Raw genomic sequence first — 15,813 nt, 5'->3', positions numbered from 1 at the left:
CGTGAGCGTAGTGACGGGACTCGGTTTCGTATTCTACGTGTGCGGTATTAATGGTAATACCACGAGCCTTTTCTTCCGGCGCGCTGTCGATCTGGGAGTAGTCCTTGGCTTCGCCACCGAACTTCTTCGACAGAATGGTGGTGATCGCTGCGGTCAGGGTGGTCTTACCATGGTCAACGTGACCGATGGTGCCGACGTTTACGTGCGGTTTGGTCCGCTCAAACTTTTCTTTTGCCATTTTGCAAAAATCCTTAATTAAAGAACATTAGATCAGAGCTGACCGGAAACCGGTTCCGGTCAGCTTCAGCGCGCATTACTTCTTGGCAGCCATTACAGCTTCAGCAACATGCTTCGGTGCTTCAGAGTAGTGCTTGAACTCCATGGAGTAGGTAGCACGACCCTGGGTAGCGGAACGCAGGTCGGTGGAGTAACCGAACATCTCGGCCAGCGGTACTTCGGCCTTGATCTTCTTGCCACCCAGACCATCATCGTCCATGCCTTGCACGATGCCGCGACGACGGTTCAGGTCACCCATTACGTCGCCCATGTACTCTTCCGGTGTTTCAACTTCAACAGCCATCATCGGCTCGAGGATGCACGGGCCGGCACGGCGCATGGCTTCCTTGAAGGCGATGGAACCGGCCAGTTCGAAGGCGATCTGCGAGGAGTCAACGTCGTGGTAGGAACCGAAGGTCAGACGTACGGTCACGTCAACCACCGGGAAGCCAGCCAGAATACCGTTGTTCAGCGAGTTGCGGATACCCTTGTCAACCGACGGGATGAATTCACGCGGAATCACACCACCCTTGATCTCGTCGATGAACTTGTAGCCATTACCTTCGCCGGACGGCTCCAGGGTAATCGTACAATCACCGTACTGACCCTTACCACCGGACTGCTTGGCATGCTTACCTTGCACGTCGGTAACAGTCTTGGTGATGGTTTCGCGGTAGGCAACCTGCGGAGCACCCACGTTGGCTTCAACGCCGAACTCACGCTTCATGCGGTCAACCAGAATTTCCAGGTGCAGTTCACCCATACCGGAAATGATGGTTTGGCCGGATTCTTCGTCAGTACGTACGCGGAAGGACGGGTCTTCCTTGGCCAGACGGTTCAGGGCAACGCCCATCTTTTCCTGGTCGGCCTTGGTCTTCGGCTCAACGGCAACGTGAATCACCGGATCCGGGAACTCCATGCGTTCCAGCACGATCGGCGCATCAACGGCACACAGGGTTTCACCGGTGGTCACTTCCTTCAGGCCGATAGCAGCAGCGATGTCACCAGCGCGTACTTCTTCGATTTCCTTACGGTCGTTGGCGTGCATCTGCACGATACGGCCGATACGCTCCTTCTTGCCCTTCACGGAGTTCATCACGGTATCACCGGATTGAACCACGCCAGAGTAAACACGGAAGAAGGTCAGCTGACCAACGTACGGGTCGTTCATCAGCTTGAATGCCAGTGCGGAGAACGGCTCGTCGTCAGAAGCGTGACGCTCGGCTTCAACGCCGTCGATTTCGCCCTTGATTGCCGGCACTTCGGTCGGCGACGGCAGCAGCTCGATCACGGCGTCCAGCATGCGCTGAACACCCTTGTTCTTGAAGGCGGAACCACACAGCATCGGCTGGATTTCGCAACGCAGGGTACGTTCGCGCAGGCCGGCAACGATTTCTTCCTCGGTCAGCGTTTCGCCGCCCAGGTACTTGTCCATCATTTCGTCGCTGACTTCGGCGGCGGCCTCAACCATCTTTTCGCGCCATTCTTCGGCTACGGAAACCAGGTTGGCCGGAATTTCGCCGTATTCGAACTTCATGCCCTGGGAAGCTTCATCCCAGATGATGGCCTTCATCTTCAGCAGGTCAACCACGCCTTCGAAGCCATCTTCAGCACCGATCGGTACAACGATAGGCACCGGATTGCCACGCAGACGGGTTTTCACCTGTTCTACGGCACGGAAGAAGTTGGCGCCCTGACGGTCCATCTTGTTCACGAAGGCAATACGCGGAACCTTGTACTTGTTGGCCTGACGCCATACGGTTTCCGACTGAGGCTGTACACCACCCACAGCGCAGTAAACCATTACGGCACCGTCCAGTACACGCATGGAACGCTCTACCTCAATGGTAAAGTCCACGTGACCCGGGGTATCGATGATGTTAAAACGATGTTCCGGGAACTGCATGCCCATACCCTTCCAGAAGGTAGTGGTAGCAGCGGAGGTGATGGTGATACCACGCTCCTGTTCCTGTTCCATCCAGTCCATGGTGGCGGCGCCATCGTGAACTTCACCGATCTTGTGGTTAACACCGGTGTAAAACAGAATACGCTCGGTAGTGGTTGTCTTGCCGGCGTCAATGTGAGCGGAGATACCGATATTACGGTAGCGCTCGATGGGGGTCTTTCTAGCCACGATCTACACCTTATTGTGTGGTTGAGCTTAGAAGCGGAAGTGAGAGAAGGCCTTGTTGGCTTCTGCCATACGATGCACTTCGTCACGCTTCTTCATGGCGCCGCCACGACCTTCGGCAGCGTCGATCAGCTCACCAGCCAGGCGCAGGTCCATGGACTTTTCGCCACGCTTGCGCGCAGCATCACGCAGCCAGCGCATGGCCAGGGCCATACGGCGGGACGGACGAACTTCAACAGGAACTTGATAGTTTGCACCACCGACACGGCGGCTTTTTACTTCTACAACCGGTTTGGCATTGGACAGTGCGCTATTGAACACTTCCAGTGCGTTTTTGCCGGTTTTCTTTTCGATCTGGGCCAGTGCGCCGTAGATGATGCGTTCTGCAACAGCTTTCTTGCCATCGATCATCACGACGTTCATGAACTTGGACAGATCTTGGGAACCGAATTTCGGATCCGGCAGAATCTCGCGCTTGGGGACTTCTCTGCGTCTTGGCATGTTACTTCCTTCAATATTCAGTTGAGCTTGGGCTCATGACCACCCATTAAAAGCAGTCACTTACTCGACGACCTCAGGCCGCCGCTAGTACATCCCAATTACTTAGGACGCTTGGCACCGTACTTGGAGCGGGACTGCTTACGGTCCTTAACACCGGCGGTATCCAGGGAACCGCGCACGGTGTGGTAACGCACACCCGGCAAGTCTTTTACACGACCGCCACGGATCAGTACCACGGAGTGTTCCTGCAGGTTGTGGCCTTCACCACCGATGTAGGAGATCACTTCGAAGCCGTTGGTCAGACGAACCTTGCACACTTTACGCAGAGCGGAGTTCGGCTTTTTCGGGGTGGTGGTGTAAACACGGGTGCACACGCCACGCTTCTGCGGGCAGGCTTCCAGCGCAGGCACCTTGCTGTTCACGGTCAGGACCGTACGGCCCTTGCGAACGAGTTGGTTAATGGTTGGCATTACTATCAGTTCCTAGTTGATTCATTCTGCAGACAACACGTCTCCAGAAGGACGGAGGATTATATTTTAGTCAATCACTTACCGTCAAATGAAAAACGCTACGCCCGCAACGTTAACCGTTGATGGCGCAGCGTTTTTTCAACACTCAGCTGGTTTTTGGCAAAATCAGCTGTTGTTTTCCACTTCGTCTACTGGCTGTTCTTCCAGCAGTTGCGAATGCGAGGTGTCCAGACCGAGGCCTTGACGACGACGGGTACGGTGGTAAGCCAGACCGGTACCTGCCGGGATCAGACGACCCACGATCACGTTTTCCTTCAGACCGCGCAGATCATCCTTCTTGCCCATGATAGCGGCTTCGGTCAGTACGCGAGTGGTTTCCTGGAAGGAAGCCGCCGAGATGAAGGAGTCGGTGGACAGGGAAGCCTTGGTAATACCCAGCAGCACGTTTTCGTACTGCGCCGGTTCCTTGCCTTCTGCCAGCATCTTGTCGTTCATTTCCAGCACGTCGGCACGTTCTACCTGTTCGCCCTGGATGAATTCGGTGTCGCCGCTGTCGGAGATGATGACACGACGCAGCATCTGGCGAATGATCACCTCGATGTGCTTGTCGTTAATCTTCACACCTTGCAGACGGTACACTTCCTGCACTTCCTGAACGATGTAGCGTGCCAGCGCCTCGATACCCTGCAGACGCAGGATGTCGTGCGGATCCACCGGACCGTCGACGATCAGTTCACCACGGTTCACTACCTGACCGTCATGTACCAGAACGTGCTTGTCCTTCGGAATCAGGTTCTCGTAACCATTGCCTTCCAGATCGGTAATGATCAGGCGCTGCTTGCCCTTGGTGTCCTTACCGAAGGAAACGGTACCGGTCACCTCGGCCAGCATGCCGGCATCCTTCGGCGAACGGGCTTCGAACAGTTCGGCCACACGCGGCAGACCACCGGTAATGTCGCGGGTCTTGGACGATTCTTGCGGGATACGGGCCAGCACTTCGCCCTTGCCCACTTCCTGACCGTCACGCACGGTAATGATGGCGCCTACCTGGAAGGTGATGGATACCGAGGCATCCGAACCAGCCAGCTTCACTTCCAGACCGTTTTCGTCCAGCAGCTTCACCAGCGGACGCAGCATCTTGGACTGCGAACCGGCACGACGCTTCGGATCGATTACCACCAGGGTGGACAGACCGGTCACTTCGTCGGTCTGCTTGGCAACGGTATTGCCCTCTTCCACGTTCTCGAACTTCACGCGGCCTGCGTACTCGGTGATGATCGGACGGGTGTGCGGGTCCCAGGTCGCCAGGACTGCACCAGCCTTGATCACCAGACCGTCGGTCACCATCAGGGTGGCACCGTACGGTACTTTGTGACGCTCGCGCTCACGGCCCATGTCATCATGGATCACCACTTCACCGGAACGGGTGATGACAATCAGCTCGCCCTTGGAGTTGGCGACATAACGCATCTGGCTGGAGAAGCGTACGGTACCGTTCGACTTGCCTTCTACCTGGCTGGCTGCGGCATTTCGCGACGCGGCACCACCAATGTGGAAGGTACGCATGGTCAGCTGGGTACCCGGCTCACCAATCGACTGGGCGGCGATCACACCAACCGCTTCACCGGCGTTCACGCGCTTGCCGCGTGCCAGGTCACGACCGTAGCACTTGGCGCACAGACCGTAACGGGTGTCGCAAGTGATGGCGGTGCGCACCTTGACTTCGTCGATACCCAGGCTGTCGATCACGTCAACCATGTGCTCGTCCAGCAGGGTGCCGGCTTCCAGTACGGTTTCGCCAGTGGACGGATCCACCACGTCAACCGCGGTCACGCGACCCAGAATACGGTCACGCAGGGCTTCGATCACGTCACCGCCTTGCAGGACTGCCTTCATCACGAAGCCGTTGTTGGTGCCGCAATCATCTTCGATCACCACCAGGTCCTGGGTCACGTCAACCAGACGACGTGTCAGGTAACCGGAGTTGGCCGTCTTCAAGGCCGTATCCGCCAGACCCTTACGGGCACCGTGAGTGGAAATAAAGTACTGCAGAACCGTCAGACCTTCACGGAAGTTGGCGGTAATCGGCGTCTCGATAATGGAACCGTCCGGCTTGGCCATCAGACCCCGCATACCGGCCAGCTGCTTGATCTGGGCTGCGGAACCCCGCGCGCCAGAGTCGGCCATCATGTAAATGGAGTTGAAGGATTCCTGATCGACTTCCTTGCCGTCGCGGTCCAGCACCTTCTGCTTGGACAGCTCGTCCATCATGGCCTTGGCGATCTTGTCGCCGGTACGGCCCCAGATGTCCACGACCTTGTTGTAGCGTTCGCCCTGGGTAACCAGACCCTGACGGTACTGCTCTTCGATCTCTTTGACTTCCTTCTGGGCTTCGCCCAGCAGTTCCACCTTCTTGCCCGGGATCTGCATGTCGTCCACGCAAATCGAGATACCGCCACGGGTGGAGTAGGCAAAACCGGTGTACATCAACTGGTCGGCAAAGATCACGGTATCGCGAATGCCGCAACGGCGGAACGATACGTTGATCAGCTTGGAGATTTCTTTCTTCTTCAGCGCCTTGTTGATGTGCTCGAACGGCAGGCCCTTCGGCAGGATGTCCGACAGGATGGCGCGGCCGACCGTGGTGTCGTAGCGCTTGATCACCGGCTGGAATTCGCCCTGCTCGTCCTTTTCCCATTCTTTCAGACGAACGGTAATGCGGGTGGCCAGCTCGACCTGACGGGTTTCGTAGGCGCGATGCACTTCCTTGGTGTCGGCAAATACCATGCCTTCACCCTTGCCGTTCACCTTGTCGCGGGTCATGTAGTACAGACCCAGCACGATATCCTGCGACGGCACGATGATCGGGTCGCCGTTGGCCGGGGACAGCACGTTGTTGGTGGCCAGCATCAGGGTGCGGGCTTCCATCTGTGCTTCCAGCGACAGCGGCACGTGAACGGCCATCTGGTCACCGTCAAAGTCGGCGTTGAATGCCGCGCAGACCAGCGGGTGCAGCTGGATGGCCTTGCCTTCGATCAGTACCGGTTCGAAAGCCTGGATACCCAGACGGTGCAGCGTCGGTGCACGGTTCAGCAGCACCGGATGTTCGCGGATCACGTCTTCCAGGATGTCCCAGACTTCCGGTACTTCCTGCTCGACCAGCTTCTTGGCTGCCTTGATGGTGGAGGCCAGGCCCATGACTTCCAGCTTGTGGAAGATGAAGGGCTTGAACAGTTCCAGCGCCATCTTTTTCGGCAGGCCGCACTGATGCAGACGCAGGGTCGGGCCCACGGTAATCACGGAACGGCCGGAGTAGTCGACACGCTTACCCAGCAAGTTCTGACGGAAGCGACCGCCCTTACCCTTGATCATGTCGGCCAGCGACTTCAGCGGACGCTTGTTGGCGCCAGTCATGGCCTTGCCGCGACGACCGTTGTCCAGCAGCGAGTCAACCGATTCCTGCAGCATGCGCTTTTCGTTGCGCACGATGATGTCCGGTGCACGCAGTTCCAGCAGGCGCTTCAGACGGTTGTTACGGTTGATGACGCGGCGGTACAGGTCGTTCAGGTCGGAAGTGGCGAAACGGCCACCGTCCAGCGGGACCAGCGGACGCAGTTCCGGCGGCAGCACCGGCAGCACTTCCAGAATCATCCATTCCGGCTTCATGCCGGAGCGCTGGAAGGCTTCCAGAACTTTCAGACGCTTGGCGATCTTCTTGATCTTGGTGTCGGAATTGGTGGCTTCCAGTTCGCGACGCAGGGTCTCGATCTCGGTATCCAGATTCAGACGCTTCAACAGTTCGCGTACGGCTTCGGCACCCATCATGGCGACGAATTCTTCGCCGTACTGGTCTTCCTTGTCGAGGAAGTCTTCTTCGGTCAGCAGCTGACGGTATTGCAGCGGGGTCATGCCCGGATCGGTCACGACAAATGCTTCGAAGTACAGTACGCGTTCGATGTCGCGCAGGGTCATGTCGAGCACCATGCCCAGACGCGACGGCAGGCTCTTCAGGAACCAGATGTGCGCGGTGGGGCTGGCCAGTTCGATGTGGCCCATGCGCTCGCGGCGCACCTTGGACAAGGTCACTTCCACGCCGCATTTTTCACAGATCACGCCGCGGTGCTTCAGACGCTTGTACTTGCCGCACAGGCATTCGTAGTCTTTTACCGGTCCGAAAATGCGCGCGCAGAACAGGCCGTCGCGTTCCGGTTTGAAGGTACGATAGTTGATGGTTTCCGGCTTCTTGACTTCACCATAAGACCAGGAACGGATCTTGTCGGGTGAGGCGATGCCGATTTTAATCGCATCAAACTCTTCTTCTTGCGTAACTTGCTTAAAGAGGTCGAGCAGAGCTTTCATTGCGTCTCCAGTCAGGGGACAGGAGGCGCGGCATGATGCCGCGCCTTCTCACCCAATCAATAACGTTCCAGGTCGATATCCAGGCCGAGCGAGCGGATTTCCTTCACCAACACGTTGAAGGATTCCGGCATGCCCGCGTCAATCTTGTGTTCGCCCTTGACGATGTTTTCGTAAACTTTGGTACGGCCGGTTACGTCGTCGGACTTCACCGTCAGCATTTCCTGCAGAGTGTAGGCGGCGCCATATGCTTCCAGCGCCCACACTTCCATCTCACCGAAACGCTGGCCACCGAACTGCGCCTTACCACCCAGCGGCTGCTGGGTAACCAGGGAGTACGGACCGGTGGAACGGGCGTGCATCTTGTCATCAACCAGGTGATGCAGCTTGAGGTAGTGCATCACACCCACGGTGACCTTGCGGTCGAAGGCTTCGCCGGAGCGGCCATCGTACAGGGTCATCTGGGTCTTGGACTCGTTAAAGCCCATCTTTTCGGTGAGTTCGTCGCCGCTCGGATAGGCCAGATCCAGCATGTGCTTGATCTCGGTTTCCTTGGCACCGTCGAATACCGGCGTGGCAAACGGCATGCCTTTGCGCAGGTTGTCGGCAAGGTCGAGGATTTCGGCATCGGACAGGCCGGCCAGATCTTCGGTCTTGCCAGTATCGTTGTACAGCTGCTCCAGGTAGGCGCGGATGTCAGCAACGTCCTTCTGCTGCTTGAGCATGCGATCGATGCGTTCGCCAATACCCTTGGCGGCCCAGCCCAGATGCACTTCCAGAATCTGACCGATGTTCATACGCGACGGTACGCCCAGCGGGTTCAGCACGATGTCGACCGGACGGCCATCGCCCATGTAAGGCATGTCTTCGATCGGCAGGATGCGAGATACCACACCCTTGTTACCGTGACGACCGGCCATCTTGTCACCAGCCTGCAGACGACGCTTCACGGCCAGGTAAACCTTGACCATCTTCTGCACGCCCGGCGGCAATTCATCGCCCTGGGTCAGTTTACGCTTCTTGTCTTCGAACTTGAGATCGAATTCTTCGCGCTTCTGTACCAGGCTTTCCTTGATCAGTTCCAGCTGCTTGGCGATGTCTTCATCGGCCATGCGGATGTCGAACCAGTCGTGCTTGACCGGCAGGCTGTCCAGGTATTCATTGTCGATGGCCGTGCCCTTGGCCAGACGCTTCGGACCACCATTGGCGACCTTGCCCAGGATCAGGCGCTCGATACGGCTGAAGGCATCGTTTTCGAAAATGCGCAGCTGGTCGTTCAGGTCGAGGCGATAGCGCTTCAGTTCGGCATCAATGATGGACTGGGCACGCTTGTCACGCTCGATCCCTTCACGGGTGAACACCTGCACGTCGATCACGGTACCCACGGTGCCGGTCGGCACACGCAGCGAGGTATCCTTCACGTCGGAGGCTTTTTCACCGAAGATGGCGCGCAGCAGCTTTTCTTCCGGTGTCAGCTGGGTTTCACCCTTCGGGGTAACCTTGCCCACCAGTACGTCACCGGCTTCCACTTCGGCACCGATGTACACGATGCCGGCTTCATCCAGACGGCCTGCCATGCGCTCGGACAGGTTCGGAATATCACGGGTGATTTCTTCCGGTCCCAGCTTGGTGTCACGCGACACAACCGACAGTTCTTCGATGTGGATCGAGGTGTAGCGGTCTTCTGCCACCAGCTTTTCCGAGATCAGGATCGAGTCTTCGTAGTTGTAGCCGTTCCACGGCATGAAGGCGATGGTCATGTTCTGACCCAGCGCCAGTTCGCCCAGGTCGGTGGAGGCGCCATCGGCCACCACATCGCCGCTGGCGATCTTGTCGCCCACCTTCACCACCGGACGCTGGTTGATGTTGGTGTTCTGGTTGGAACGGGTGAACTTGGTGAGGTTGTAGATATCCACACCCACTTCACCGGCCACGGCTTCTTCGTCATTCACACGCACCACGACACGGCCGGCGTCGACATAGTCGACCACACCGCCACGACGGGCCACCACGGTGGTGCCGGAGTCAACGGCCACCGAACGCTCGATACCGGTACCGACAAACGGTTTTTCCGGGCGCAGGCACGGTACGGCCTGACGCTGCATGTTGGCACCCATCAAGGCACGGTTGGCGTCATCGTGTTCCAGGAAGGGAATCAGCGAGGCAGCAACGGATACCACCTGACCGGTAGCCACGTCCATATACTGCACGCGGTCCGGGGTGGCCAGGATGGTTTCACCCTTTTCACGGCAGGTCACCAGTTCGTCCAGCAGGGTGCCGTCTTCGCCCAGCTCGGCGTTGGCCTGGGCAATGACGTAACGGCCTTCCTCGATGGCGGACAGGTAGTCGATCTCGTTGGTTACCTTGCTGTCCACCACCTTGCGGTACGGGGTTTCCAGGAAGCCGAACTCGTTGGTACGGGCAAACACCGACAGCGAGTTGATCAGACCGATGTTCGGACCTTCCGGGGTTTCGATCGGGCATACACGGCCGTAATGGGTCGGGTGTACGTCACGCACTTCGAAGCCGGCGCGTTCGCGGGTCAGACCACCCGGGCCAAGGGCCGATACACGGCGCTTGTGGGTGATTTCCGACAGCGGGTTGGTCTGGTCCATGAACTGGGACAGCTGCGAGGAACCAAAGAATTCCTTGATGGCAGCGGACACCGGCTTGGCGTTGATCAGGTCGTGCGGCATCAGGTTGTCGGACTCGGCCTGATTCAGGCGTTCCTTCACCGCGCGCTCGACACGTACCAGACCGGCACGGAACTGGTTCTCGGCCAGTTCACCTACCGAACGGACACGGCGGTTACCCAGATGGTCGATGTCATCCACTTCGCCACGGCCGTTACGCAGTTCGCACAGGATGGCGATCACGGAGACGATGTCTTCAGTCGACAGCGTGCCTTCCATCACGTCACGACGATGGGCGAATTTCTCACCGATCAGCGACTTGAACCACTCCGGGGTCTTTTCATCGAACTTGTACTGATAGGTACGCGAGCTGAACTTCATGCGGCCCACGCGCGACAGATCGTAGGTTTCTTCGCTGAAGAACAGACGCTGAAACAGGGCTTCCACCGCATCTTCGGTCGGCGGTTCGCCAGGACGCATCATGCGATAGATGGCCACGCGCGCTTGCAGGCGGTCCAGGCTGTCATCGGTACGCAGGGTTTGCGAGATATAACCACCCTGGTCCAGATCGTTGGTGAACAACACTTCCACCTGATCGATCTCGGCCAGTGCCAGCTTGGCCAGCAGCTCTTCGGTGATTTCCTCGTTGGCGCGCGCCAGCACTTCGCCGGTGTCCACATTGGTGACGTTGTGCGCCAGTACCTTGCCCAGCAACACATCGGCCGGCACTTCGATACGATCCAGCTGTGCGGTCTGGATGTCACGGATGTGCTTGGCAGTGATGCGCTTGTCCTTGGCCACGATCAGCTTGCCATCGGCAGCGACGATGTCGAACTTGGCCACTTCGCCCTTAAGGCGTTCCGGTACCACGCGCATGAACACGCCGGACTTGGTCAGGTAGAAGGTGTCGAAGCTGTAGAATTCGGACAGGATCTGTTCGTTGCTGTAACCCAGTGCCTTCAGCAGAATGGTCACCGGCATCTTGCGGCGACGGTCGATACGGAAGTACAGCAGGTCTTTCGGGTCAAACTCGAAGTCCAGCCAGGAGCCGCGGTAAGGAATCACGCGGGCGGAGAACAGCAGTTTGCCGGAGGAATGGGTCTTGCCGCGGTCATGCTCGAAGAACACGCCCGGGGAACGGTGCAGCTGGGAAACGATAACGCGTTCGGTACCGTTGATGATGAAAGAACCATTGGTGGTCATGAGCGGAATTTCGCCCATGTACACTTCATTCTCGCGCACTTCTTTTACCACCGGCTTGGACGACTCTTTGTCCAGGATGGTCAGACGAATACGGGCACGCAGCGGAGCGGCGTAGGTGATGCCACGCAGCTGACATTCCTGCACGTCAAACGGCGGCTCGCCAAGGATGTAGTGAGCAAAATCAAGACGCGCATAGCCATTGTGGCTATGGATCGGGAAGATCGACTTGAACGCGGCTTGCAGACCAGCATCCTTGCGCTGATCTAGCGGTACACCCAGTTGCAGGAAATCGGCATAAGAATCAATCTGGGTCGCCAACAGGAATGGGACATCGAGAACACTGGCGCGTTTCGCAAAGCTCTTACGAATACGCTTCTTCTCAGTAAACGAATAACTCATAGAGTCTCCATCGAGGTGGTAGTGGCGCAAGAAACCAAAAGTCAGCAGCCACGCCGGGTAATTGCTGGCTTTTACTATCTTTGTTTCGGCCAATTACAAGCGCAATAAGGCTGGCGGATTTCTCCGCCAGCCTCACCTTCTTTTTTCAAAGAAGATTATTTGATTTCAGCCTTGGCACCGGCTTCGGTCAGTTGCTTCAGAACTTCTTCAGCTTCAGCCTTGGAAACGGCTTCCTTCACGGTCTTCGGAGCGCCGTCAACCATGTCCTTGGCTTCTTTCAGGCCCAGACCGGTGATAGCACGAACAACCTTGATCACGTTTACCTTGTTGTCGCCAGCAGCGTTCAGAACAACGTCAAACTCGGTCTTTTCTTCAACAGCAGCGGCACCAGCAGCCGGGCCAGCAACGGCAACGGCAGCAGCGGAAACGCCGAACTTCTCTTCGAACGCCTTAACCAGGTCGTTCAGTTCCATTACGGTCAGACCAGCAACGGCTTCGAGGATGTCTTCTTTGGTGATTGCCATGTAAAAATCTCCTGAATTCTATAAGAATCAAATAAGTTAAGCGGCTTCGGCTTGCTTCTCTGCCAGTGCTGCCAGGGCGCGGGCGAAGCCTGCGACCGGAGCCTGCATAACGTAGAGAAGCTTGGACAGCAGTTCTTCGCGGCTCGGGATGGACGCCAGCTCAGCAACCTGAGCAGCATTCAGCACGTCGCCATTGTAAGAACCTGCCTTGACGATGATCTTGTCGTCAGCCTTGGCAAATTGATGCAGCACCTTGGCAGCAGCAACCGGATCGGCAGAGATACCGTAAACGAGCGGGCCAACCATTTGTTCGGCCAGCGCTTCGAATTGGGTACCAGCTACCGCGCGGCGTACCAGCGTGTTCTTCAGAACGCGCAGGTAAACGCCTTGCTCACGCGCCTGAGCGCGCAGCTTGGTCATGCTGCTTACCTCGATGCCCCGATATTCGGCGATGACGAGGGTCTGAGCAGCGGCCAGCTCGGCAGCTACAGCAGCGACGACTGCCTTTTTATCTTCGATATTGAGACTCAAGGTCTACCTCCTAGACTGAAATGAAGCAGAAAAATTTCTGCTCCGCTTTGCAGCGGCGACCTGTATCAGGAGACAACATAGAGAAGGGAAACTGGTGCTCATGGGCGGAATTGAACCGCCGACCTCTCCCTTACCAAGGGAGTGCTCTACCCCTGAGCTACATGAGCCCTGAACTCTTCAGAAGCCTACTTTCGGGTACACCATCTGCGTAGGATGCATACCACTGGGCAGCGGTTTGCGATTAAGCCTTGCGGCACCTACGGTCTTTGACAATCCGGCAAGCAAGCTTGCCAGCCCAAAGCCAATGACAAGGCGGCGAGCCGCCTTGCCTCACTCGCGTCAGCTTAGGCGCTGATCGAGCTGGTATCTACACGAGCGCCAATACCCATGGTGCTGGATACGGCGATCTTTTTCAGATACACACCCTTGGAAGCTGCCGGCTTGGCTTTCACCAGGGCATCAACCAGGGCTACAAAGTTTTCACGCAGGGCGTCAGCTTCGAAAGAAGCACGGCCGATAGTGGCGTGAATGATACCAGCCTTGTCGGTACGGTATTGAACCTGACCAGCCTTGGCGTTCTTCACGGCTTCGGCAACGTTCGGGGTAACAGTACCAACCTTCGGGTTCGGCATCAGGCCACGCGGGCCGAGGATCTGACCCAGCTGACCAACAACGCGCATTGCATCCGGGGAAGCAATCACCACGTCGAAGTCCAGGTTGCCAGCTTTTACTTGCTCGGCCAGGTCGTCGAAACCGACAACTTCAGCACCGGCAGCCTTGGCGGCTTCGGCGTTGGCGCCTTGAGCAAATACGGCAACACGTACCGACTTACCGGTACCACGCGGCAGAACCACGGAACCACGGACAACCTGGTCGGATTTACGCGGGTCAACACCCAGATTGATGGCGATGTCGATCGACTCATCAAACTTGGCGGTAGCAGCAGTCTTAACCAGAGCAATTGCTTCTTCAACAGCGTACAGCTTGTTGCGATCAACAGTTGCCTTCAGGGTTTGCAGGCGCTTGGAAATCTTGGCCATTTACACACCCTCCACTTCAAGACCCATCGAACGGGCGGAGCCGGCGATGGTGCGAACAGCGGCATCCAGATCAGCAGCGGTCAGATCCGGCTGCTTGGTCTTGGCGATTTCTTCCAGCTGAGCACGGCTTACCTTGCCTACCTTGTCGGTATGCGGCTTGGCGGAACCGGACTTGATGCCTGCAGCCTTCTTCAGCAGAATGGTCGCCGGCGGCGTCTTCATGATGAAGGTGAAGGACTTGTCTGCGTAAGCAGTGATCACAACCGGAATCGGCAGACCCGGCTCGATGCCTTGAGTCTGGGCGTTGAACGCCTTGCAGAATTCCATGATGTTCAGACCACGCTGACCAAGAGCCGGACCGATCGGAGGGGACGGGTTGGCCTTACCAGCGGGCACTTGCAGCTTTACATAGCCGACAATTTTCTTTGCCACGTTTAAAACTCCTAAAATGGGTATAGCGCGAGCGTGCACTCGCTTCCCGGACGAAAGCGCAACAGTATATACGCTTACTGACTAACTGCCAAGCAGAATTACAGCTTTTCTACCTGACTGAATTCCAGCTCAACCGGCGTGTCGCGACCAAAAATCTGCACAGACACACGCAACTTGTTGCGCTCGTAATTAACTTCATCCACCGAGCCATTGAAGTCATTGAAGGGACCATCGATAACACGGACCTTCTCACCCACCTCAAACAGCACTTTCGGCTTCGGCTTCTCCACACCCTCTTGCATCTGCTGCATGATGGCTTCGACTTCCTTCTTGGAAATCGGCGCCGGGCGGTTAGCCGTACCGCCAACAAAACCAGTCACCTTGGGAGTACTCTTCACCAAGTGCCAGGTATCGTCGGTCATATCCATCTCGACCAGCACATAACCGGGGAAGAACTTGCGCTCGGTAATGGAGCGGCGACCGTTCTTGACGTCCACCACCTCTTCGACCGGAACAAGGATCTGACCAAACAGGTCAGCAACCTCGGAACGCTCGATGCGCTCACGCAGCGCCTTCTGCACACTTTTCTCAAAACCAGAATAAGCGTGCACAACATACCAGCGCTTTGCCATTATCTACCTCGACCAAGAATTACATCGTAAAACAACCAGGACAGACCCGAATCCACCATCCACATGAACAGGGCCAATACCAGAACGAAAATGAAAACCATGCCGGTCATTTGCATGGCTTCCTTGCGCGTCGGCCATACCACCTTGCGCGCCTCGACCAGCGAGTCATTGGCATAAGCCACGAAATCCTTGCCCGGATGCGACAACCACACCGCACCAGCCGCCAGCACAACGCCAGCAATGAAAGCCAGTGCGCGCAACACGCCCTGGTCTTCAGGAATCATGTAGAAGCCTACAACACCGGCCACCACCAGCAGGCCAGCCAGGGCCAGCTTGAGTTTATCTTGCATTTCCATGTGCGGAATGTTCTCTGCGCGTATGCGACAAAAGACCAACCGGCGCAAAGCGCCGGCTGGTCTTAATTGGCAGGCCAGGAGGGTCTCGAACCCCCAACCCTCGGTTTTGGAGACCGATACTCTACCAATTGAGCTACTGGCCTATAAACCTATTAATCAAGCAATGATCTTTGCTACCACGCCGGCGCCAACAGTACGGCCGCCTTCACGGATGGCGAAACGCAGACCTTCTTCCATAGCGATCGGAGCGATCAGTTCTACGGTGATTTCCACGTTGTCACCCGGCATTACCATTTCCACGCCTTCGGACAGGCTTACTGCACCAGTCA

Annotated in this window: 12 protein-coding genes, 2 tRNA genes and 1 pseudogene; all 15 read right to left on the bottom strand. The window is 57.0% G+C overall.

All coding sequences use genetic code 11. The annotated features are described in order from the left end of the window. A partial coding sequence (locus JHD64_RS19010; protein WP_233170612.1) for a GTP-binding protein occupies window positions 1–238 on the bottom strand: 238 nt, incomplete at its 3' end. 75 nt (window positions 239–313) lie between these two features. After that, complete coding sequence (fusA, locus tag JHD64_RS19005; protein ID WP_059285907.1) at window positions 314–2,410, bottom strand: elongation factor G; 2,097 nt, start codon at window positions 2,408–2,410, stop codon at window positions 314–316. A 27-nt stretch (window positions 2,411–2,437) separates the two neighbouring features. Then, on the bottom strand, window positions 2,438–2,908 hold the full coding sequence (rpsG, locus tag JHD64_RS19000; RefSeq protein ID WP_059285906.1) for a 30S ribosomal protein S7: 471 nt from the start codon (window positions 2,906–2,908) through the stop codon (window positions 2,438–2,440). Between the two features lie 98 nt (window positions 2,909–3,006). Then, window positions 3,007–3,378, bottom strand: coding sequence for a 30S ribosomal protein S12 (gene rpsL / locus JHD64_RS18995; protein ID WP_059285905.1), 372 nt, complete (start codon window positions 3,376–3,378; stop codon window positions 3,007–3,009). Window positions 3,379–3,543: 165 nt separating this feature from the next. Next, window positions 3,544–7,737 (bottom strand): DNA-directed RNA polymerase subunit beta', encoded by a 4,194-nt coding sequence (gene rpoC / locus JHD64_RS18990; protein ID WP_199055019.1) that lies wholly within the window; start codon window positions 7,735–7,737, stop codon window positions 3,544–3,546. Window positions 7,738–7,793: 56 nt separating this feature from the next. Then, the gene (gene rpoB / locus JHD64_RS18985; protein WP_110313870.1) at window positions 7,794–11,969 is read right to left on the bottom strand and encodes a DNA-directed RNA polymerase subunit beta; all 4,176 of its coding nucleotides are present in this window, start codon (window positions 11,967–11,969) and stop codon (window positions 7,794–7,796) included. A 155-nt stretch (window positions 11,970–12,124) separates the two neighbouring features. Further along, window positions 12,125–12,493, bottom strand: coding sequence for a 50S ribosomal protein L7/L12 (gene rplL, locus JHD64_RS18980; protein WP_059285903.1), 369 nt, complete (start codon window positions 12,491–12,493; stop codon window positions 12,125–12,127). Between the two features lie 36 nt (window positions 12,494–12,529). Further along, the gene (gene rplJ / locus JHD64_RS18975; RefSeq protein WP_059285902.1) at window positions 12,530–13,024 is read right to left on the bottom strand and encodes a 50S ribosomal protein L10; all 495 of its coding nucleotides are present in this window, start codon (window positions 13,022–13,024) and stop codon (window positions 12,530–12,532) included. A 92-nt stretch (window positions 13,025–13,116) separates the two neighbouring features. Beyond that, window positions 13,117–13,191: transfer RNA gene (locus tag JHD64_RS18970), tRNA-Thr, on the bottom strand. Window positions 13,192–13,368: 177 nt separating this feature from the next. After that, window positions 13,369–14,064, bottom strand: coding sequence for a 50S ribosomal protein L1 (gene rplA, locus JHD64_RS18965; protein ID WP_110313869.1), 696 nt, complete (start codon window positions 14,062–14,064; stop codon window positions 13,369–13,371). After that, the gene (gene rplK, locus JHD64_RS18960; RefSeq protein WP_059287632.1) at window positions 14,065–14,496 is read right to left on the bottom strand and encodes a 50S ribosomal protein L11; all 432 of its coding nucleotides are present in this window, start codon (window positions 14,494–14,496) and stop codon (window positions 14,065–14,067) included. A gap of 98 nt (window positions 14,497–14,594) precedes the next feature. Next, a complete protein-coding gene (gene nusG / locus JHD64_RS18955; RefSeq protein ID WP_059287633.1) occupies window positions 14,595–15,128 on the bottom strand; it encodes a transcription termination/antitermination protein NusG in 534 nt (177 codons plus the stop codon). After that, complete coding sequence (gene secE / locus JHD64_RS18950) at window positions 15,128–15,484, bottom strand: preprotein translocase subunit SecE (RefSeq protein WP_082694023.1); 357 nt, start codon at window positions 15,482–15,484, stop codon at window positions 15,128–15,130. Before secE ends, nusG begins: the two co-directional genes overlap by 1 nt. 67 nt (window positions 15,485–15,551) lie before the next feature. After that, window positions 15,552–15,627 (bottom strand) — tRNA-Trp (locus JHD64_RS18945). 13 nt (window positions 15,628–15,640) lie between these two features. Beyond that, window positions 15,641–15,813, bottom strand: a pseudogene (tuf, locus tag JHD64_RS18940) (elongation factor Tu); the annotation flags it as partial.

Source organism: Aquitalea sp. ASV15, assembly GCF_016429115.1.
Lineage (GTDB): Bacteria > Pseudomonadota > Gammaproteobacteria > Burkholderiales > Chromobacteriaceae > Aquitalea > Aquitalea magnusonii.
This window is presented reverse-complemented; position numbering and strand designations above follow the sequence as displayed.